We start from the raw sequence: 21,134 nt of genomic DNA on the forward strand, positions 1-21,134 counted from the left end.
TCTTTTCACACAAAAGGAGCACATCAATGAACATTCTCCAACTTCGCTACGACATCCGAATCGCCAAACATGTGCTCCTCGTCGTCGACATGCAACCTGTTTGGGCAACTTCCAACAACAAGGATTTGCAGGAGCGCATCGCGATGCTCATCAATTGGTCAATGCATCACGGTTGCCCAATCATCTTTCTGGAATATCGCCATTCCGACAACGAGCCGACTGAGCGCAACACACAAGAATGTTTGCTCAAGTTAGTGCGTGACTACGATCTCTACAGCAGAGTGCCAAAGCGCCAATCGCGTGGATCGGATGAAACCATTCTACGCTGCATCGAAGCCGGCTATCCAACCAACAACTTTATTGTTGCCGGAGTCGACGCTGATGCCTGCGTAATCAACACCGTCACAGGACTTGCACGCATGCGACCGAATGCACGCATCCAGGTCGTCCGCGACGCTTGCCGCGCATCCAACGAAATAACAAATAACGACGAGTCGTTCTGGAAGAGATTTGTCTTCAAGAATGTCTCTCTCTGTCAATTGCAAGAGTGCGCACCGTCCTCACCAACCAGCCTATAAGGAGCCAATCAATGAAAACTGTTTCCGCTCAAGAAATGAAAGACCGACTAGGCATTGACATCGAACAGGAACGTCGGGAAAACATGACGCTCAATAGGCTGTGCTCTTTCCTTCATCGCGTAGCAATCGCCGGCGTCCATCCCAACAACATCGGTCTCGATGGACGCGTGGCGACTCAATCCCTCATCGAGCAGGGATTTGCACATCCCGAAGTCATCGCCAAACACTTCATCAAACGCGACGGAGAATATCCACTCGACGGCGCACATCTAAAACTCTACGGCGGCTTCTTCTGGACAAAAGAGGGACGTAGATTCGGCACGCTAAAACTCGAAAGCCCCGATTCCCGTGCCAACTTCGTCAACTTCTCCAAAGAAGTTGACGAACTCATCGCGCACTTCTTCCCCGACCGTTCAGAAAGGAGTGAATAATGTCCCAACAATTCGGTTTCGGCAATGGACTGCCCTCACTCGATGAATTCTTCCAAGCACAGCGCAACGGTTGGATCGTCTCAAGGACTCGCAAAACTTCCGACGGCTTGACCTACAGAATCTTCAACTACAGCAAACGCGCTCAATTCCATCGAGTCTGGACACCAGTCACATTGGTGGCGCGCGGTCTCATCTACTGCGAAGAGACCCAAGAAATTGTCGCTCTAGCCTTGGATAAATTCTTCAACCTCGGCGAAAGAATCAGCGACACCGAATGCGCAACAATTCAGTCCGGCCCATTCGAGGCTCTAGTGAAATTGGACGGCGCACTCGGAATCGGCTACAGAGTAAATCAAGCAATCTCCGTTGCCACCCGTGGTTCATTCGATTCACCACAGGCCTTGGCTGCGCAAACTCTCTGGAACGAGAAGTACAAACAACACGAACACCTCTTCTACACCGAATGGAATCACATCACTCCGCTGATGGAGATTATCCATCCCGTTAGTCGAGTAGTGGTTCAATACGACTTCCAAGACCTCGTGCTGATTGCTGCTCGCAATCGTTTTACCGGCGAAGATATGCCGTATGAGTTTCTCGTCGAAATGTCTCAACGATTGGGCATGCCAGTCGTTGAGCGCTTCAGCAGCGACGATCTCGACGCTATTCTCCTACGCGTAACAGAGCTGGACAGCAATCAAGAAGGCGTGGTACTTCACTGGCCGGACTATCGCGTAAAAGTCAAAGGTGACGAATACAAGCGTGTACACAGACTGCTTAGTGGAGCGACTCCACAATGCGTCGGACTTGCTTGGCTTAACGGCACTGATGAAGAGTTGCTGTTGATGATCCCCGAAGAGTTTCGCGAGAACAGCGAAAAGATTCTGTCGCGGTTGGAGGAGCAGCTCGTTGTTTCTGTTTTGGAAACAGAGGCAATTTACGGAACTGCTCCACAGACTGATCAAAGAGAGTTCGCCGCATGGGTCAACCGGAATCACAAACAGATTTCGGCAGGTCTATTTGTCCGTCGTCTACTCGACACGGACGAATTCATCAACCGACTCGTGGCGGACTCAATTGCTTCAGCAGCGAGAACAGGGCGCATTCAATCCATGCTCACAGACTCGCACCACGAGTCGTTGATTTCCCACCTGGATGCTTACGAGGAATCCGTCGGCAATGTGTTTTGGCATTTCGCGCGCGATGTCGAATCGGGCGCACAACTCCAACTCGAGTTAAGGAAGCTGACACACAAAGCCCTGCGAAGTGCTATGGCTACTGCCGTAGAAGAGCTGAAGCCGGAATTGGTTGAAATAAAGTTACAACAATATCTCAACCAACCCGAACAGAAAGCTTTATACGGCGACCTCGATGTCCAATCGATTTTCGCCAGCGCACCTTCACCGGACAGCCCGCTTGAGCATCATCATCAGTGGATCGCGCAGTACTCGCCACAACTAAGATCGTTTCTCGATCGCTGGCGCTACTGCGGTCAACGACAATCTGCGACCAACGAAGCAAGAGGCATGCTTGCAGCAGCCATTCGCACCAATTGCGTCTCGAATGCCGGACCGTGCCAGATTGATTGCACTGAATTGGCAACTGAAATTACTCAACTCGCCAATGAAGTGAAAGACGTCTGGCAAAGCATTCCTCACGAAGAAGGACCACAAGCCATGTTGCAATTTGCTCGCAACAGCAAAAACGCTTGGGCATCCATCTTGCTCAACCAAGTGTGGCACTCACACCGCGAAGCGGTATTCAACCGCTTCATCTCCGACCATAAAAATGACGTGACTGCCTTCGGCGACGAAGGTTAGCGCATCACCTAAAGCATTCCAGATTTATCCCCAAACGGCTCGCCCACAAGCGAGCCGTTTTTCTTTCAAGGAGAACCGCTAAATGAAACTTTCTTTGCAACTGTCGCGCCCAAACTTTCACCAACCAACCAACTCATCATTAGCTAAAACGCTAAGCGCTGATGGCGAACCGGACGAAAAGACTTCGTTCCTCGTCAATGCAATTGCACTTGCAGTCTGGGCTCTGTTCAGTCTCGGCTATTACACGTTCGTTAAAGCTAATTGGCCTTGGGTTGTGCCTTACGGATTCCTCGACCTCTGGGAACAAAGAGGAGTTTGGACAGACTGGTTGGCTGCCGGTGCTCCAATGTTTATATGGGCTGTGATTCTTAACGGCGTCATCCTGTTCAACACGACCAACAAGCCCGAACAAAATCGACATGCCGAAAAAGGGTTTCTCTGGGGACTGGTGAAGAGCATTTGGGCAGGCGTATCAGAAGAAATTCTTTTCCGCTGGCTCATATTCATGGGCGCTTTTGCCGCCCTCGCCTTGTCTAACTATCTGTTTTTCGGAGCCTTATTCCACTTCGGAGTGGCGGAATGGTTTCAGTTGAATGTTGGTGGACCTCTCAATGACCTTTGCTCGGGCGGCTACATGCACAAATACATCAACAATCCAGAGAACTGGATGTTGGGTGCAGCCATTCTTTCTGCTAACACCAAATTCCGCGACGGTCATAAATATCAAGGAACTCTCGGACTAGTTAATAGCTGGTTCGCCGGACTATTCCTCTTCTACATCATGTTCAACTACGGACTGCTAGCAGCCATTCTCGTACACGCCTTGTACGACATCATCTGCTACACAGTCGGCTACTTGGATTGCATCATCGAACGGGCCGGCGGCAACGCCTAGGAGAATCAGCATGACTGAACAAAAACAACGCACACTCAAAGAACTCAACGAGCGTGAACAACAAATCCTGCCACGCATCTACGAAATTCAGGCGGAGCAAGAAAAACTCAACAAAGAATACTGCGAACTATATACCGAACTCATGACAATCCACCAAGAGCGAGCCCGTGCAGTCAATCAACCCAAAGAAGAGGTCGACCAATGACACAACAACACCCCAAACCAATTTCGTTCTGGTTACTCCGCAACACCAAGACGAACGACCTCTTCGCTCAATTCGGTCAACGAGCACATCTCACTGGAAATGATGTTCTCGTATACACCGAATACGAAGATGGCACCGGATACTTTCAGGAAGGCTACAGTCCCAACACCATCTGCAAGGAACCGTATCTGCTTCCAGAGCCCAACTTCCCGCTACCTTACAGAGTCGGCTCGGCCATCTTCAATGCCCGAGTCGAAAAGGTAAAGCTGGAAAAGCGTTGCGCCGATCCGGATGCCGAACCGGACGCGAATGTTTGCGTCGTCGACCGCAGCATACAAGAGGTCGACGAACCCGAATTCACAATCAAAGGAGACTTGTGGGCATTCATTGCCGAGCAAGGACTCTGGTCAAACATTAATGGAGGAACCGATGCGTAAATTTTCGAAAGCAGTTTCTTGCTGCTTCGCCTTAGCTCTCATCGCAATGTGCGCATTGCTCACCGGCTGCACCTCATCGACACTCAATCCGGCTGACTACGATCAGGCTGCGAAAGAGTGTGGTGATAGCTTTCTGAATTCAATGCCCGAAGGACAAAATGTATTCATTGATCCTCAATTGCTGAATCACGAATACGCACCCATGTCACTTCGTGGCGTCGAGCAGAGACTGGCGCGACTGGAGGACAAAGCTGCAGGCAAGGTTCGCTTTCTAGTAATAGCGAAGCAAATCAACGAGCCGGCTTCCGCCGCGCTAAGGCAATACAGTCGAGCCGGGCTAACGCCTGCGCAACTACTGTCACCACTGATGCTGGAAAGAGCCAAACGTAGCGAGTCGTTTCCCGACGATAGCTATGTGTTGATAGTCCTGACTCGCTACAAAGATAGTGTGCAATCAACATGCATGGAGACAACGTGCAGCCCAGCGCTGTTAGCTGTCTATCCAACTTTGGAGAATCTTCTCAACCGTGGTCTAAGCAACAACTTGCAAAGCAACGCAGAGAAGTATTTACCCAACCCAGTTGATCAAGCAATACTTCTCGTAGCACAAGGAATAACCGATGAAGTGGCGAAAGTAGAAAAGTCCAAGAGCGACGAAGCTGACGCTCTGCGTAAAGCAGAAGAAGAAAAGCAAAAAGCCGCCGAAGCTGAGAAGAAGGCTCTAGAAGAACAGCAACGAAAAGCATCCGACTCAACGTGGCTGTGGTGCATTTGGGGCGGACTTTTGGCAGGAGCTGCTCTAACTCTCTGCGGCGTCGGAATATTCAAGCTCGCCAGAAAAAGAAACTAACAATCAAAGGAGATAACCCCTATGTCAGACAACATCGTTTGTATCATAGGGCTGATGATCGCCTCTTTCTGCATCAGCACGTGGACTCTGGTCCGCATGTTTCGGCGAATGGACGCCGAAGAAGCTGAGTCAAGAAAGAAAGAGGAGGCACAGCTCTATCCAAACAGCATTTCACTCCACCTCCTAGAGCAAATCCTTGAGAGTCGAAAACTCATGCTTGCACAGATACAAGTCAACGGTGACCGAATCGCACATCTAGATTCACTATCTTACGAATCATGGAAATTGATTCGAGATTATCTAGAAGGCGCTTACCGTTGCCAATGCCTGGCAATTTCCGCATATAGAGATTCCGATTATCAGGGAGCCGCTCAGATGGTTCAGTACGCAACTGCTGCACTCAACAGAGCATACGGCACACTCTACCCCCCAACCAATGGAAGCCGCTAGCGCGAGCTATGCAAAGACTGTTTCGACGGACATGATGGTGGTAAACACTCAGTCAATCGGCACACCGCATGCGTCACGCTTGCGGTAATTACGTAGTAATTTAATTGCTATGGTAATTAGCTTATAAGTACTGTGGATATACAACTTTCAAATTCCCGAGAAATAGAAATAGCTTTACCTAACCACTTCTAAATACACACTACAGACAACCCCTTGAGCCGGATCTTCTGGTTTGGGGGGTTTCTGTACGTTCAACAGCTTTTCAAACCAAGCAGCGCTGACTCGTGTCGGCGCTGCATCTTTTACCGAGTAGAACAAGGAGGTTCTATGAAAGACAAACGTTTTGTTGCCTTCATGGCGGCATTCACTCTTTTGATCAACCTGATACTTTCCGCCTGTCCGGCATACGCCAATGGCAATGCAAAAATCGAATACCTGACACCGAAGCCGCTCGTCGACACGCTAAAGAGTACCGTCGCCCAACCCGTTCGCCCGGGCATCCTGTATATCCCGACCATCACATGGGCCGGCGATACCTCAATTATCTTCGCCGACCAGACTGGCGCCTTCCAACAAGAAGGACTCCAAGTGAAATTGTTCAAAGAGGACAACTTCGCCAAACAAGTTCAAGACTGCCTCAACGGAAAAACACCGTACGTTCGCGGCACGATGGGAATGGTCAACTCGGCAGCTGAAGCATTCGACAAAGCCGGTGTGCCACTGGTCGTCATCTATCAGCTGACCTGGTCATCCGGTGGTGACTGCATGGTCGTTCGTCCAGGAGTCAACAGCTTGACTGACCTCAACGGCAAAACAATTGCGCTGCAGTTGTATGGTCCACACATGGACTTTGTCAACACAATTATCGAGAAAGCCGGTCTGGATGCAAGCAAAGTTAAGTTCAAGTGGCTACGCAATCTTGCTCTTCCGCTTAATGAACAGCCCATTGCTGACGACACCGTTTCGGCGTTCCAAAAAGACTCCAGCATCAATGCATGTATGGTCATTGCTCCGGATGCCGGAACACTGACAAATGGCAATGGTGCAGAAGGTTCGGTAAAAGGCGCCAAGACTCTCATCACGTCTGCCGCTGCCAGCCGCATCATCGCTGATGTCTATGCCGTACGCAAAGACTACTACGACGCGCACAAAGCGGAAGTGCAAAAGTTCGTCCATGCTTTGATGGTCGGACAAGAGCGCTTCGATGCTTTGATGGCAAACAAGTCCGCCAACCAAGCGGCCTACAACGAGCTCATCAAGCGCGCTGCGGTTATGCAGTACGGCGACGACAGCAAACAGTCCAAAGACTTTGCTTCCGGATCACTAGGAGACTGCACATGGGTTGGATTCAACGGCAACGTTCAATTCTTCACCGGCAAAGGAACATCGAGAAATTTCGCTCAGCTCAACAGCGAAATTCAACCAGAGTTCCGCAGTCTTGGTTTGATGCGTGGCACGCCAAAACTCACCACAGCAAATTGGGACTACAACCAATTAGCTGCCGGACTGAGAAATGCCGATGTCAATGCATTACCGAAGCCAGCTCTTACGCCGGCTCAAAGAGCAGCAGTACAAACCAAAGCCACGCAAGCAATTGCAGCCGAGCCTACGAAGTGGCAACAGGACGGTACCTTGTACTCGTTTGAAGTTCGCTTCAAGCCGAATGTCCCCACATTCGACATCGACGAATACAAGAATTATTTCAAACAGGCGTACAACATTTCGCAACCTCTAGCCGGCGCCCTCGTGTTCGTCGAAGGACACAGCGCCCCGACATATGTTGTCGATTTGCAAGACCAAATTGCCGCAGCCAAAGCCGCCGGCAAGACACCTGCTGAAGTAGCCGTGTTGACCACCAAGTTGGCCGACAAGCAACGCGCCGCCAACAAACTTGGACTCGACCGCGCTAGAGCTGTCTGCAACGCATACATCCAGTATTGCAAGCAGAACAATCTGCCAGTCGATGAAAGTCAGTTCCAGCCGGTATCGATGGGTGCCAACGCTCCCAAGTATCGCAAGCCCACCAGCGAGTCGGAGTTCTACGAAAATTTCCGCGTAGTCTTCCGTATCAAAGAAGAGCAAGCTGAACCAACGACCTTCCAAGGCAAGTAATAGGAGAAGCACCATGAAAACTCTCAAAAAGAATTTAATGGCGTTGACCCTGTGCTTGACGGCACTTTCGTTAACTGCTTGCGGGGACATCGCGCCCTCTGGCACTTCCGAATCATCGCCCCCAGCCGTTGCACAAGTCGATCAATCCGGCTATGTGCAATTGCAAGATCCGTTAGGACAACAAGGTGCGCAGCCAGGACAAATCTCCACTGCTCGCAATTTTGAGATTGTTCTCGATGCCTCCGGCTCGATGGCAGGATCCGCAATTGAAGAAGCTAAACAAGCAATTCACAGTTTTGTGCAAAGCTTGCCGACTGATATCAATGTCGGTCTGGTCGTCTTTGACGGAAGCGGCATCCAAGAAAAGGTCTCTCTCGATGCTCCTGCAGCAAAAAATAGACAACAATTCCTGCAGGAAGTCCAATCGGTAGATGCTGGTGGTGGTACTCCACTTGCTGACGCCATGAATGTAGGATCAGGCGCATTGCTCAAGCAATGCCAACGGCAGCTCAACTATGGTGACTATCGCCTGATAGTCGTCACGGACGGGCAGCCTGACTGGGGACAAGACCTTGATAAAGCCTGTTCAACGGCTGCTTCATACGGCTTTTCCATCTACACCATCGGCTTCAACATCGATGATGGCCACCCACTTAAAAACTGGGCAACCTCATACGAAACCGCATCCAGCGCTGACGAGTTGACCCGCAAGCTGCAGAACACTGCTGCCGAACCGGACAACTACGTGCCCACGTATCACAAGTAACAACTCCCGCCTCAACAGCAGCTCGATAAAACATCGAGCTGCCTGTTGTCGCGGTTTCCCTAAGGAGAAAACAAGAATGAAACGCATACACGCAGCAATAGCGTTACTGCTCTTGCTTGTATTCTGTGGCGGCGTCTGGTTTTTCAAATTCCAAGAATCAGGCAAATCCATTCTCGTGGCAGGCGATGACTATCAGGGCTACGCCATCATTCGCTCAGACGAGATGAGAAAACAAGCCAAACAACGTGGGCTGACAGTCAGCTTCACTCCTAAAGACAAAGGCAACTACGCAGATAGACTCGAAAGATTCTCGAAAGGTGAATATCAAGCCATTGTCTTGCCCGTTAGCAGCTGGCTGCAACACGGCAAGCAATACAACTATCCAGGAGTCATCGTTGCTGCAATTGCCAAAAGCAATGGTGCGGACGCCATTCTTGCTTTTCCACCTGTCAAAGAGGTCAAAGATCTCAACAATGGAAAACTAAAATTCGTCTACACCGCAGACAGCCCATCCAGCTTTCTGCTCGGACTAACTCGCACCGACTTCGGCATGGACAACCTGACCGAAGCCGACAAGTCCTGGCAAAAAGAAGTTGCGGGCGGCTCTGAAGAAGTCTATCAGCTAGCTCAACAACACAAAGGCGACGTCTTCGTCATGTGGGAACCGGAAGTCAGCAAAGCGCTACACACCATTCCCAATATGACGGTCGTGTGGGACTCAAGCAAATTCAATGGCTACATTGAAGATGTGATTGTGTTCCACAAAGACTTTGTGCGTGACCACAAAGGCGATTGTGTCAAGTTTATGGAAGCGTACTTCACAGCAATGCGAACATACAAAGCCAGCAAAGCCAATCACGATCGTTTGATAAAAGAGATCTGCGACGCAGTCGGTTGCAAACCGGAATTAGCCGAAGCAATGACCCAGAAGATCGATTTTCACGGTTTGCACGACAACTGCAATCGTCAATTCGGTATTTCCGGCGAACATAAAGCTGACGGCATTCTCAATTGCATAAGCTCTTGCATCAATGTTCTCGTTCGCACGAAAGAAATGCAATCAGAACCGCTCAGCGATCCAACGACAATTATCGACAAGTCGATACTGCAAGAAGTACATGATCACATGCTCGCTGACGTCGGCAATGCCGATGCAGCCAAGCGTGAGTTCAGAGAACTTACAGCCGACGAATGGAAGACTCTAAAGGAGATAGGCGTTATGCGCATAGAACCAATAGACTTCCTGCAAGGAGAATCAGACCTGGACGCCGACGCACAAAAGCAAGTCGATGCATTCGTCAAGCTTTTGTCAGTCAACTACACCGATGCTCGCGTGGTCGTCAAAGGCCACACGGGACCAAGTGTAGATGGCGACGACACAGAAAACATCAAGTTGTCGCAAGCCAGAGCTGACGCTGTCATCAATTACTTGACGACAGCAGGATTGTCTCCCAATCGCCTACGCGCAGTCGGCTGCGGTTCATCCGAACCGCCGGCACGCAAACCCGGCGAAAATCGCTTGTCCTTCAATCGTCGAAAACAGCGAGTGGAATTTGTCCTTTATAACGACACCGATATCTAGTCACGGAGGTGACAATCGATGACATTTGAAAGAAGGTCTCGCGGGACTGACAACACGAACAAACGTGATGGTCCTGTAACCAAACCAAAACCTGAGGATTTCGCGCCTGGCAAAGTAGCAATGGATGTTCGCACTGACATTCTCTGTCACCCGGCAACAATCTATCCGTTAGTTGGTTCGATTGGTGCCGTAGTTTGTGCGGTGTTCATTCCAGCTACGCTGCCGCTAACCGCAGGAATAGCAACAATTGGACTTATAGCCAGCGGTGGCTCCTGGTATTACAACTACGTCGTCAAAGGCGAAGAGAAGGTAGCACAACGCTATGCTGATCTTCGCCAACAGCGCCGTCAGTACGAAGAACAGGAATTGCAACAACTGACCCTTGAATGCAAAAAGATAAAGTTCGCATCAGGAGTTGCAGAAGCTACCGAACTCAATGCAGCATATCAACCCCTCCTGGATTATTTCCAGGAGAAACTTGCGAAAAGGTCAATTGCAACAGTTGAGCAATTTCAACTTCTTGCAGCAGACACTTATAAGCAGGGAGTTTCGGTGCTGGAAAAAGCACTTGATGTAACCAAAGCATTGAGCGCTTTCAATATCAAGGCACTGGAACGCGAGGTTGAAGGGTGGAAAGAAGAGCTATCGAAGGCCAAGGAAGGAAGCACAAAAGCTAAGACCCTTGAGCAACAGATTGCCTCACACACTCGCCGACTCGATCTCTACAACAAAAGGCAAGACCTACAGCTCGAGCTGCTTGCCCAAGTCAACGAGATTGAATGCGCGCTGCAAACGACCTATCTCGAATTGGTCGACTTAGGAAATGGCGACATAAGTTCGTTCCTAGACAGAGACAGTGATGCTTCACACAGATTGCGCACAGCAGTCGAAGCTGCACGTCGAGTCGAGGACCGACTTAAAGGACGCAACACCGAAGACGAACAACAATTGGACAAGTACAGAAAAGCTGCCCGTCGCGAACAACAATAACGTTCGCACAAGCAGTGCTTTGGATTCACAGTTTTAACCCGCGGCTGAGTTATGCATCGTGCATAAACAGTCGCTCCAAACCATGAGGATATCATCATGACAGAAGGTAAAATCGGCTTTTTCGCAGCTCTGTGGCGCTTCGTCTCCCTGTACGAAGCAAGAAAGGCACTCGGACTTGTTCGCGCTGCCGACAAAATGTTCACCGGCTCGGCAGCGGGCATCAGCGACGGATTCGCCATGTACCGCGAACAACTGGTCAAGAACTTCAACGACCTCACTCAAGCGGTCACCCAATCGGAAACCGCACACGAAATGATGGTGACCAACCTTCAAAATCTTCTCAAGGAAATCGAGGACAAGAAGGAGCTCCAAGCAGGTGCAGATCAGCTTTACGATGAGGCCGAAGCTGCAAAAGACGAAGGTGAAATGAAGAGAGCTCGCGAGGATAGTGAACGCTTCACAGCAGAACTAGCCAAACTGCAGCAGGAAGCCACAGACCTTGAAGCTCAAATCAAGCAGGACGAGATCGAAGTCAAAGACCTGGAAGCTCAGCTCAGCAAGATGCTCAGCGAAATCGAAAACCTCAAGGGCGAAGAAGCCAAGGAAGTGGCTAAGTTCATCACGAACAAATCACTCATCGATGCTCGCGAGCGGGTTGCCGGACTGAAGTCCCGCCTCGACAGTTCGCCTATTGATGCGATAAAAGCATCCAACAACGAACTTGCTGCCAAAGCCAAAGTACTTGGACGAGTCACTCGTGCCACGACCAACGACCAAGACGAGAAGTATCGCAAGGCCGCACGCAACACCGAAGCATCCGATGCCTTCGAAAAGCGTAAAGCTGCTCGAGAAGCCGAGAAAGCCCAGAAGGAAGCTGCGAAGAACGATGCGACAACTGAAAAGGAATCGCGTCCGAAAAACTTCTAAGCACGCCTAGCTCGAACCGTCCGCACGAGGAGCAGGTCAGTGTTGATCTGCTCCTTGTTGTTCAACAGTCTTTTATCCAAAGTAATCACTAACGAAGAGGTTCTATCGTATGAAAACTACAGCCAAACTCAGCATGTTCGTCTCCGCCATGGTTGCTTGTTCCGTCCTCGTAGGTTGCGGCAGCGCACAAAAGTCCGAACCACAATCCTCGACTCAACAGGCTTCAACTGCAACCAAGGCAGTACCTGAGTTCACGTTGGCATACTCAATTTACGCCGGCTGGATGCCCTATTACTTGATGGTCGAAAACGGAACCTTGGCGAGATGCGCCGCCGAAGAAGGCATCAAGATCAATCCGGCACCGATGGACTATCCAACTTCGCTTGATGCCTACTCGGCCGGTAAAGCTCAAGCTCTAACTGTGGCAAGCATGGACTCACTGATGGCACATGCTGCCAACGGCAAAGATACAACTGTCGTGGTCATGGGTGACACATCCAACGGCAACGATGCGATTCTGGCGCGCGGTGGCAGAACGCTCAAAGACCTGGAAGGCAGCAACGTCATGTTGATGCGCAATACGGTCTCCGAGTACGTTGTCCGTCGCTGCTGCGAAATCAACAAGTTGAATCCATCTAAGATTGGATTTACGCAAGCGACCGATGCCGAAATTCAAGGCACCTTCCAAGCGTCCAAGAATCAGAAGTTCGTCTGCACCTGGAATCCCATGGTGCACGAAATCCTGAAAGAAAAGGGCGTACAACGCGTCTTTGACTCTAGCAAACTTCCTGGCGAAATTCAGGACTTGCTCGTCATCGACACAGCGACTGTGAAAGCACACCCCGAATTCGCGCGCGCCTTGGTCAAAGCTTGGTATCAGACCATGCAACTAATGACCAAAGGCAACAAAGACTCGGACAACGCTTTGAAGTTCATGGCCACCGCATCCGGTCCTAGTGTGACGGTCAATGACCTCACCGAACAACTGGAAACGACAGCCATGTTCTACACGCCGGAAGAAGCCGTGAAGTACACCGAATCGCAACAACTCAAGGACAACGTAGCCCGCGTACATACCTTCTGTGCCAACAACGGACTGCTTCCGCCAGGCGCCAAAGCCATTGGCGTTAGCTTCCCTGACGGCACAACAGAAGGTGATGCGAAGAACGTCAAGTTGCACTACGAATCTCGCTACATGAAGGAAGCTGTTCAAGGCTCCAACTAGTAACGAGCGAAGAGGGCAATCTGCGTTCTAAATAGATTCCACACCACGGCTTTGTACAAAGCCGTGGTGTTTCTCTTTGTTTTACTCCCTACTTTTAGGAGATGCCCATGCTTAGAGCTTTTCGAACAGATACCAAATTGTCCTCCGCCGTCAAAGTTTTCCTGAGACTGCTTCCTTTCATCCTTTGCTTCGCTGTTTACTTAGGGGCAGCTCTCTATGTCCGCTGGCAAGAAGCCCACGGCATTGAATGCGCCAACCCACGACTCATTCCATTACCGATCGACATCTGGAATTCATTCCTCACCGCCATCCGTCCGGACGGCAACGGTCAAATTCAACTCCTTAGCGACATCGGTGCGTCGCTGACGCGCTTTGGAATTGGTCTTTCCATATCGACACTCTTCGGTGTTCCACTGGGACTCTACATTGGTCTATTTCCAGTGGTGAAAGAATTCTTCAGACCGATACTTGTTTTGCTCGACAAAAATCAACCGCTGTTGCTTCTGCCAATACTCTTCTTGTGCCTTGGCGTTGAAGAAGCTCCCAAAATAGCAATTGTTGTTTTAGGGGTGCTTCCAGGCATCGCACTGGAGATTGCTCGCATGGTTGAAGACATCCCAGCAGAACAACGATACAAAGCACAAACACTCGGTGCATCAGAAGCTGAAGTTGCTTGGAGCGTAGTCTTTCCACAGATTTTCCCGGCAATTATCTCAGCCATCTGCGCATGCTTCAAAGCAGCCTGGGGTTATGTTATCGCAGCAGAGAGCAACGTCGCTTCATGTGGACTTGGCTATCGCATATTTCTCGCACGACGCTTTATGGACATGCCCACAATTTTGTCCTACGTCATGATCGCCATGCTCATCATGTTCGCCCTTGATCTCATATTCCAACAGTGGCGACGTCGCTACCGCTGGGCTAACCAGTAAGGAGGTTCATTGTCATGACATTCATTATCGATTCGAAAAATTGCACAGTGAGCTATCCTTCCAACAAAGGTGACTCACGTGCCACTGTTCTCAACGACATAACACTACAAGTTCAGCAAGGCGAATTCGTCACCGTCGTAGGTTCGTCCGGTTGCGGCAAGTCAACAGTCCTACGACTTGTCCTTGGTTCGCAATTCCCAACAGAAGGTGTTGTTCTCGTCAACGGTAAATCCGTCACCAGGGTGACTCGTGATACGGGCATAGTCTATCAAAACTATTCTCTCTTCCCGCATCTGACAATGTTGGAAAACATCGCAGCAGGACCAATTCTAGAAGGAACAAATCTTCCCGAAAGAATAATCTGCAAACCGCTGGTGAAAATCCTTGACCTACTCAAGGCAACGTCCTTACTGAAACGCATCCCCTATTCGCGTATTCGAGACGAGGCTCGCGCTCAAGCGCTAGTACTTGCCGAACGCTGCGGATTGGAGCCACAAAAGAACGGCAACAAATATCCATTCGAATTATCGGGCGGCATGCGCCAGCGAGTTGCCATCGCACAATCGCTAGCCATGAAGCCAAGCATTCTTCTCATGGACGAAGCCTTCAGCGGACTCGACGAAAAGACCAAATGCGAAATGCGCGACTTCATCCATGAACAATGGAAGGAAAACAAAACCACTATCTTCTTCGTCACCCACGACTTAGAAGAAGCAGCCATGCTTGGCACGCGCCTCATTTGTCTGTCGCAACACTGGACCGACGATGACGGCAATCCCGGCAAAGGCGCCAAAATCGTCATCGACAAACAAGTCGCCGGCGGCACGGTTCGTCCTTCCAAATTTGTTGACTCACACGAGTTTACACAACTCGTCGACAACATACGCGCAAAAGCATTCGAAAAGAACAACCCTCAACGGCTAGCTGCATTTGAGCTCAGCCATCCCGATGCCTGCAAAGCAAAGGAGCACAATAATGCCCAGTAAGAAGAGCAAGCAAAACAAGGCTCCTGCACCGCAGGCTGAGCCCACAAAGATACTCAACTACGAACAGCCGGCATTTTTGGATGCATTGAATGAAGCGTATCAACTGGAAGGGAAAAATGTTGTCACCATCAATGACAATACTCGCGACCTCTACTGGTCAAAGAACGCACAACGCTTTCACGACCTGGAGCAAACGCTGTATCACCATCTGAAGGATGCCTTCACGATGGTTAGATTGGATGCGGGTGGCATAGAGACTTACACCTCTGACAAGAAGGACCTGGATACGCTCGCCACCTCTTGCAAAGCAGCTGAACAGATGGACCAGTCAATCAAGCTCGGAGATCTCAAAGCCGCAATTAAAACAGCGTACTTCTCTCCACTTGAAGCGATTGAACTCCTGGCACAAATGCTACAAGCTGTGACCCTTGTACGGATGTCGCAGAAACAGAAAAGTGCTCAGGAAGACAAACCCGTCTGTGTCGTCGTCCAATTAGCTGATGCCATTTTTCCGCGAGGTTCCTTCGGGCAAGTGGATCAACTGGACAGACAAAGGCTGGTGCGATTTCTCAACTTGATTGAATCGCAGTGGTTCAAAGATAGCGCACATCTGATCATCCTCATTTCAGAAAGCTCGCAAGAGATTAGTTCGCAGATAGTTGGCTTGCCCTCAGTACGTCCAATCTCAATTGGATATCCGTCGGATGCGGAAAGAGCAAAGTTCATAACGACCTTCTGTTCACCCGCCAACGAAGACGCTTCCAAGATAAGTTATGAGAGAGGCTACGACGCTTTCGTTTCCGACAGCGCCGGACTAACTCTAACCGCTCTTGAAGCTCTGCTGAAGACAGCCAGTCGAAACGAGCCGCACATCGTGACACGAAAAGCACTAATTGAGCATGTCAATCGAGTAATCAAAGCTCAACTCGGCGACACCGTTTCAATTGAATTGCCAGACCACGGACCAGAGGACATCATCGGCTATGAAGCAAACAAACAACTCCTTGCACGCACGTTCGAGCGCTCCGAAAATCCAAAGACCGCCGCCTCCGTGATAATTGCATCTGGTCCAAACGGCGCTGGAAAGTCCTATCAATTCGAAGCCTTTGCCAAATCATCCGGTCGAGTAATCATTCGCTTGGCTCAGATGAGAGGTAAATACTTCGGTGAGACTGAAGCTGCTTTGGAGAAGCTAAGAATGCTTCTTCACACAGTTGGCAAATCACTCGTCCTCATCGATGAAGCCGACACTCAAGTTTCCGACGCCCGTGGCGAAAATGTCCACGAAGTCGAAAAACGTATGTCCGGCACATTGATGCAGATGACGAGCAAAGCCGATGGCAGAACACTTTATGTGTTAATCACTTCTCGCGCAGACAAACTTGCGCCCGACATCAAGAGCAGAGCAGCGGTACAAGTACCGGTCTTTGATCTTCAAGGTGACGAGCGCAAACACTTCGTGCAAGAACTCTTCAAACGGGCAGGCGTAACGCTAACGGATGAAGAATGGAACGACATTGCGAAGAAAACCGCTAACTACGGTGCTCGCGATTTCGCCAATCTTGTCAAAGAAATGGTCTCACGAGGACATAAATCGCCATCTCAAACACTCACCGAATGGGTTGCGCCCGGACTATCCATTAAGAAAGAACGACGACTGCAAACTTTGATCGCCGCATTGCATTGTAGCGAACTTGCGCTTCTTCCCGAAGAATTCCGCAGCAAGATCGAAAACGATGAAATCGACGACATCGAAGCAGAAATCGAAAAGCTGAAGTTAGCGACTAAACGCTAACACAACAACTGAATATTTGGAAATCGGCTGAGAGAGACGCGTGACTCTCAGCCGTTTTAGAACGCGCCCGGTAGGAGATAACCATGGCTAACGTACTCACAACTACAAAACCGGTTAAGAAAACTTCCAGACCATCTGAGCGTCTCACTCATGAAGGCGTTGTCTTTCTCATCAACGAAGAGCAACGTCTAGCACGCGAAGCGTTGCAGCGCAAACAACAACGGCAAAGAGGAATTGCTGCGGTTCGCAAATCCCTGCAACCCGCAGGACTCATCTTCGGCGTGACCGTCATAACCAAAGGCGGTGAAAAACGCGTGATGGCTTGCAAGTTCGGCGTAAGCGTTGGTCTATCGTCTGGCGCTCGCAAGAAATCCAATAGTAAAGACCATGGAACTTTCAAGATTTACGAGATGATCAACTCGTCGACCAACCTCAGACGAACTCTGAAGAAGTTGGCTGATGAAATAGCTGATCTCGAACGTCGTCTTGCTGCTGGACCAACTCGCGGTAGACGCCGTCAACTCGAAAAGACTCTTGCGCGCAAGAAAGCGCAGCAAGCGAAACCAGTCCTCAAGCCCACTTATCGCGAGATAAATATCGAAGGGCTTCAAGGACTGCGCATTCGCGGCAAAGTCTATCTCGTCACAGGTTGCTCTGAATAAGAGCAACCTCGCTTTTTGAGTCACAAGAAAACAACTCGAGAGCAGTCCAATGCCGAAGCACTCGACGCTATCTACAACGAGGATGCATATTATGAACGAACAAAATAACAACAGCGGTAGCAACAACACCGGAAATAACACTCAGCCCGAAAAGAAAGGCGGATGGTCACATCCATGGGGATATAACATCCCGTGCTTCCGCGAAGCCGACAAGACCGATGGTCACCAATGCCCAGCCGACAAGCAGTACGGCAACTTCTTGGTCAACGAAAAAGCAAGTCACTTCGAATAGCCAGAGAGGAACTTGAATGATCAACAAACAATCGCAAAAAGAAGTTAGCGACTTCTCAATCTCCCTGAAAGCACTCAACGCATTGAGGAAAACATCCGTCAAGGAATCCGAACTGGAAGAATCCGGCAAGCGCTACACCAACGATATCTTGTTCGCGCCGCCGGCTAGTGAAGAAGAAGAAGAACGCAACTTCATTCAATTCTCCGACTACTTCGGCGAATAACCGACCGCCCATCCTTTGTCATTCCCTTCCCTACTTTGTCATCTCGAGCGAAGTCGAGAGATCTCGCAAGTCTAGGTGACAACGCGGAAGGGAATCGACAAGTGACACCGCAAGCTTGGCAGGCAGGCGTCCTGCACGTGCTCAGTCCTGTGCAAGCCTCCTGCTTGCAAATTTTTAAATCCGTACCAATACACCATTGAAGGAGTATCCATATGATACGCAAGTTTTTGCTGCTCTTAGGTTTCATGATCGTCATGTTCTGCAGCGCACAAGCACCGTCTGATGCGCAAGGCCCGCCGCCTCCTCCTCCCGGTGGCGGTGGTGGCAGCGAAGTAATTCCGCCCACGACACCTCCCATAATTCCTCCGACCATCCCACCTGTCACACCGACAACCCCTGTTTTCGCAAACCCCATTGTTCCGCAAGCAGTCACACCAGTGACGCCAGTGACTCCGACAATGGCTGCTCCACAGTTCACCATACCGGAATTCCACAGCAGCACTATTTTGCCGACAGACACTTTGCCTTTCAAGGTAAATGGTCCTCTGCAAGTGCGGCTTTCTCAAGGCAAGTCCCTGTTGACCAACTTCAGCGTCCTGCTCGACGAAAAGTCCATGCTACTCGTTGTCGCCGAAAAAACAGAGTACGTCTCGGAAACACCGATTGAAAATCCTCGCGTAGTCACAACGACTACACAAACGGAAGACAATTCACCGGATGCAGCCAAACAGCAAGAAGCTGAGAAGCAACTGCTCGACTCGCAATTGTTGCTCAACACTCTTGACACCGAACTGCCACCACAGACTAGGCCGTCTGCTGATGAACCTGCCACTAGCCCGGCAGATGACACAGCCACAGGCAAAGTCGAGCCCGTTGTACAAAAGCCGGCGAAGCGCACAGTAATGCAAAAACTGAAGAGCTTCTTCCAGAACATCGGCAACTCCAAGCCCAAATCGCCCACAGCACAACAACCCGAACGCAAGGAGAACGTTAGCGCAATCGAACAAAGTGTCGATGAACTCAAGACCGGCAAACCAATCAAATTGCTTCCCACAAAATCGACAATCGAACTGACTAAAGGTTGCATGCTCATCAAAGGACACGAACCAGTCAAAGTCAAGGTAGCCGGCAAAGAAGTGTACGTACAACACGATGCCACTGCATTGATTATGACCGATGGCAAAGTGTTGAAGGTCATCACCCTCGACAATCGTCGTAGCAGATCAGTATATGTGCTGCTCGACGACAAAGGCCATCACCTGGAAATTCCTTTGCAACAGCTCTGGAAAATAGAAGGCAACAAGCTTTCACGCTTGCACAACGTAATCACGGTGCAGAAAGACGATAAGGACCCGCGACAGCCAAAAATCCAGCAATGGGAAGCAGACAGAATGATTCTCAATCAAATTCTGGTGCAACACCCGCTTGTTTATTCAATGGCTAAGCAGAAGAGTCCTTACGCTAATCACAAATGCATCACTTCGTTCCAGAAAACGATTGCCGCATTTGCCGTGGTCAATGCCCAAAAGCGCAGAGCTATGGGCGTACCTATGGAAGTACCGCCACAACCAGGCACGTACACCATCTGGGATCACTTCTTCGTCAAATAACCAATACCTAAGGAGGTAAAGAATGGAACAACTGACCGCACTGGTATCAAATCTTTTGTATTCCGCATTTGGCTTTCTATTGCCATACGCACTCGTACTCTTCTTCTTCGTGATTGCTATCCAGTACATCACCAAGGGAAGGATCGATGCCGGAAGAGCAATTGGTACGGTATCCAAAGTAGCAGCAACGGGGGTGAAACTCATCACCTCAGGCGCCAAACGCCGCCGCTAGGCTACAACCCAAGAGCAACAAATAGGCTGGGACTTCGCTGAGGTCCCAGCTTCTTGTTGTCATAGAGATTTCGCCCTCCACATATTCATTGTGTACTAGGTCCATTCACTTGGAGAACTATGCATGCCAGAAGACGTTCAAGAATTTTACGACGACAGCACCGGCGAAGTATTCGAAATACGCAACCCGCTTGTCGCTGAGCCCAACCCCAGGCACTCAGACTTGGCAATCTCCGAAACTCAGCTGCTCACTCTGTACTTCATGGCTCCACTCGAGGACATGCTGCACAGAAGCCGCATATAGACACAACAGACAATTCAATTAGAAGGAGATCTCAATCAATGACCGACACTCAACTTGGATCATTTCTTGTCTATGCGTCCCACATCGGAATCATTCTGGGAGTATTTACATTCGTCGCAGTTGTCCACCAAGTTTATCAAAACAAACAATTCAACTCATGGCTTGCAACTCACTTATTCACAATACTCAGAACAATCATTGTACTGATGGCAATTCCAATTGCCGGCGCCTTTTTCGAACTACCGGCTTCAGCGCAGGTCGTGCTCATCGGTATGCTCGCCTACTTGGCACCGGTCATGCTGTTGGTCACCTTCCTCTGGTCTGATGGTGTTCCGGTAATGCGCCGCAAGCTTGATACAAAAGCTGTCATCGCCGAGCTGGAAGCAACGTATCCCGGCAAAAACATCTTTTGCTCGCCGGCGAACAATCCGACAGTAATAATTTGCGAACTCGAACGCACAGCCGAGTACAGCAAAATCATCGCCGTCACAGAAGCATCCGACAAGCACTACCACGAGAAAATCACGGAATCGTTCCGTGTACTTCGTGGCAGGCTTGAAGTCTGGACACTCTGCAATGACAAGAAATATCGCGAAGTCCTCGCGCCAGGCTTGTCGACCAGCGTCGGACCCAAAGTAGTCCACTGGACAGTCGGTGTCGACGAATACGAAGACACCTGGGTGGAAGCTGTCTGCATCCCACCCTGGACACAGGAAGACACCCACAGCGCGATCAAAAGTTGTCGCTAGCTGGGACTGCTCTAAAAAGTTTAGCCGCCCGACCTGGACAGGAAGGGGGCCACGGTGACCCGGTTGTGGAATGGTTCCACGA

24 protein-coding genes are annotated in these 21,134 nt (G+C 50.1%); all 24 read left to right on the plus strand.

What is annotated here, in order from left to right:
- Nucleotides 1-26: 26 nt before the first annotated feature.
- The 24 genes from K2Y22_14370 (at nt 27) to K2Y22_14485 (ending at nt 21,052) form a co-directional block, all read left to right on the plus strand.
- A complete protein-coding gene (locus K2Y22_14370; GenBank protein ID MBX9879639.1) occupies nt 27-578 on the plus strand; it encodes a cysteine hydrolase in 552 nt (183 codons plus the stop codon).
- Between the two features lie 11 nt (nt 579-589).
- Nucleotides 590-1,009: a hypothetical protein gene (locus K2Y22_14375; GenBank protein MBX9879640.1), complete on the plus strand. Its 420-nt coding sequence runs from the start codon at nt 590-592 to the stop codon at nt 1,007-1,009.
- Nucleotides 1,009-2,829, plus strand: a complete 1,821-nt coding sequence (locus K2Y22_14380) for a hypothetical protein (GenBank protein MBX9879641.1) — start codon at nt 1,009-1,011, stop codon at nt 2,827-2,829. Before K2Y22_14375 ends, K2Y22_14380 begins: the two co-directional genes overlap by 1 nt.
- 82 nt (nt 2,830-2,911) lie before the next feature.
- The gene (locus tag K2Y22_14385; protein ID MBX9879642.1) at nt 2,912-3,724 is read left to right on the plus strand and encodes a CPBP family intramembrane metalloprotease; all 813 of its coding nucleotides are present in this window, start codon (nt 2,912-2,914) and stop codon (nt 3,722-3,724) included.
- A gap of 10 nt (nt 3,725-3,734) precedes the next feature.
- Nucleotides 3,735-3,929 (plus strand): hypothetical protein, encoded by a 195-nt coding sequence (locus K2Y22_14390; protein ID MBX9879643.1) that lies wholly within the window; start codon nt 3,735-3,737, stop codon nt 3,927-3,929.
- Complete coding sequence (locus K2Y22_14395; protein MBX9879644.1) at nt 3,926-4,366, plus strand: hypothetical protein; 441 nt, start codon at nt 3,926-3,928, stop codon at nt 4,364-4,366. The genes K2Y22_14390 and K2Y22_14395 overlap by 4 nt, the downstream gene beginning before the upstream one ends.
- Entirely contained in the window at nt 4,359-5,216 is an 858-nt protein-coding gene (locus K2Y22_14400) for a hypothetical protein (GenBank protein ID MBX9879645.1), read from the plus strand. Before K2Y22_14395 ends, K2Y22_14400 begins: the two co-directional genes overlap by 8 nt.
- 21 nt (nt 5,217-5,237) lie before the next feature.
- Entirely contained in the window at nt 5,238-5,666 is a 429-nt protein-coding gene (locus K2Y22_14405) for a hypothetical protein (protein ID MBX9879646.1), read from the plus strand.
- 327 nt (nt 5,667-5,993) lie between these two features.
- The gene (locus K2Y22_14410) at nt 5,994-7,778 is read left to right on the plus strand and encodes an ABC transporter substrate-binding protein (protein MBX9879647.1); all 1,785 of its coding nucleotides are present in this window, start codon (nt 5,994-5,996) and stop codon (nt 7,776-7,778) included.
- 13 nt (nt 7,779-7,791) lie between these two features.
- Nucleotides 7,792-8,544, plus strand: a complete 753-nt coding sequence (locus K2Y22_14415) for a VWA domain-containing protein (protein ID MBX9879648.1) — start codon at nt 7,792-7,794, stop codon at nt 8,542-8,544.
- A 76-nt stretch (nt 8,545-8,620) separates the two neighbouring features.
- Complete coding sequence (locus K2Y22_14420; protein MBX9879649.1) at nt 8,621-10,126, plus strand: OmpA family protein; 1,506 nt, start codon at nt 8,621-8,623, stop codon at nt 10,124-10,126.
- 18 nt (nt 10,127-10,144) lie between these two features.
- Complete coding sequence (locus K2Y22_14425) at nt 10,145-11,116, plus strand: hypothetical protein (protein MBX9879650.1); 972 nt, start codon at nt 10,145-10,147, stop codon at nt 11,114-11,116.
- Between the two features lie 96 nt (nt 11,117-11,212).
- Nucleotides 11,213-12,043 (plus strand): hypothetical protein, encoded by an 831-nt coding sequence (locus K2Y22_14430; protein MBX9879651.1) that lies wholly within the window; start codon nt 11,213-11,215, stop codon nt 12,041-12,043.
- A 109-nt stretch (nt 12,044-12,152) separates the two neighbouring features.
- A complete protein-coding gene (locus tag K2Y22_14435) occupies nt 12,153-13,268 on the plus strand; it encodes an ABC transporter substrate-binding protein (protein MBX9879652.1) in 1,116 nt (371 codons plus the stop codon).
- A gap of 107 nt (nt 13,269-13,375) precedes the next feature.
- Complete coding sequence (locus K2Y22_14440) at nt 13,376-14,200, plus strand: ABC transporter permease subunit (protein ID MBX9879653.1); 825 nt, start codon at nt 13,376-13,378, stop codon at nt 14,198-14,200.
- Nucleotides 14,201-14,214: 14 nt separating this feature from the next.
- Nucleotides 14,215-15,186, plus strand: a complete 972-nt coding sequence (locus tag K2Y22_14445) for an ATP-binding cassette domain-containing protein (protein ID MBX9879654.1) — start codon at nt 14,215-14,217, stop codon at nt 15,184-15,186.
- Complete coding sequence (locus K2Y22_14450; GenBank protein MBX9879655.1) at nt 15,176-16,981, plus strand: ATP-binding protein; 1,806 nt, start codon at nt 15,176-15,178, stop codon at nt 16,979-16,981. The genes K2Y22_14445 and K2Y22_14450 overlap by 11 nt, the downstream gene beginning before the upstream one ends.
- Before the next feature lie 83 nt (nt 16,982-17,064).
- Nucleotides 17,065-17,643 (plus strand): hypothetical protein, encoded by a 579-nt coding sequence (locus K2Y22_14455; GenBank protein MBX9879656.1) that lies wholly within the window; start codon nt 17,065-17,067, stop codon nt 17,641-17,643.
- Nucleotides 17,644-17,734: 91 nt separating this feature from the next.
- Complete coding sequence (locus K2Y22_14460) at nt 17,735-17,935, plus strand: hypothetical protein (GenBank protein ID MBX9879657.1); 201 nt, start codon at nt 17,735-17,737, stop codon at nt 17,933-17,935.
- 16 nt (nt 17,936-17,951) lie between these two features.
- Nucleotides 17,952-18,158 carry a hypothetical protein gene (locus K2Y22_14465; protein ID MBX9879658.1) on the plus strand — a complete coding sequence of 69 codons (207 nt, stop codon included), beginning with the start codon at nt 17,952-17,954 and terminating at the stop codon, nt 18,156-18,158.
- A 212-nt stretch (nt 18,159-18,370) separates the two neighbouring features.
- Complete coding sequence (locus tag K2Y22_14470; protein MBX9879659.1) at nt 18,371-19,768, plus strand: hypothetical protein; 1,398 nt, start codon at nt 18,371-18,373, stop codon at nt 19,766-19,768.
- A 22-nt stretch (nt 19,769-19,790) separates the two neighbouring features.
- Nucleotides 19,791-20,000 carry a hypothetical protein gene (locus K2Y22_14475; GenBank protein MBX9879660.1) on the plus strand — a complete coding sequence of 70 codons (210 nt, stop codon included), beginning with the start codon at nt 19,791-19,793 and terminating at the stop codon, nt 19,998-20,000.
- Between the two features lie 123 nt (nt 20,001-20,123).
- Nucleotides 20,124-20,303: a hypothetical protein gene (locus tag K2Y22_14480; protein MBX9879661.1), complete on the plus strand. Its 180-nt coding sequence runs from the start codon at nt 20,124-20,126 to the stop codon at nt 20,301-20,303.
- A gap of 38 nt (nt 20,304-20,341) precedes the next feature.
- Nucleotides 20,342-21,052 (plus strand): hypothetical protein, encoded by a 711-nt coding sequence (locus K2Y22_14485; GenBank protein ID MBX9879662.1) that lies wholly within the window; start codon nt 20,342-20,344, stop codon nt 21,050-21,052.
- Nucleotides 21,053-21,134: the final 82 nt, after the last annotated feature.

It is taken from the genome of Candidatus Obscuribacterales bacterium (assembly GCA_019744775.1).
In the GTDB taxonomy this organism is placed as follows: Bacteria; Cyanobacteriota; Vampirovibrionia; order Obscuribacterales; family Obscuribacteraceae; genus SBAT01.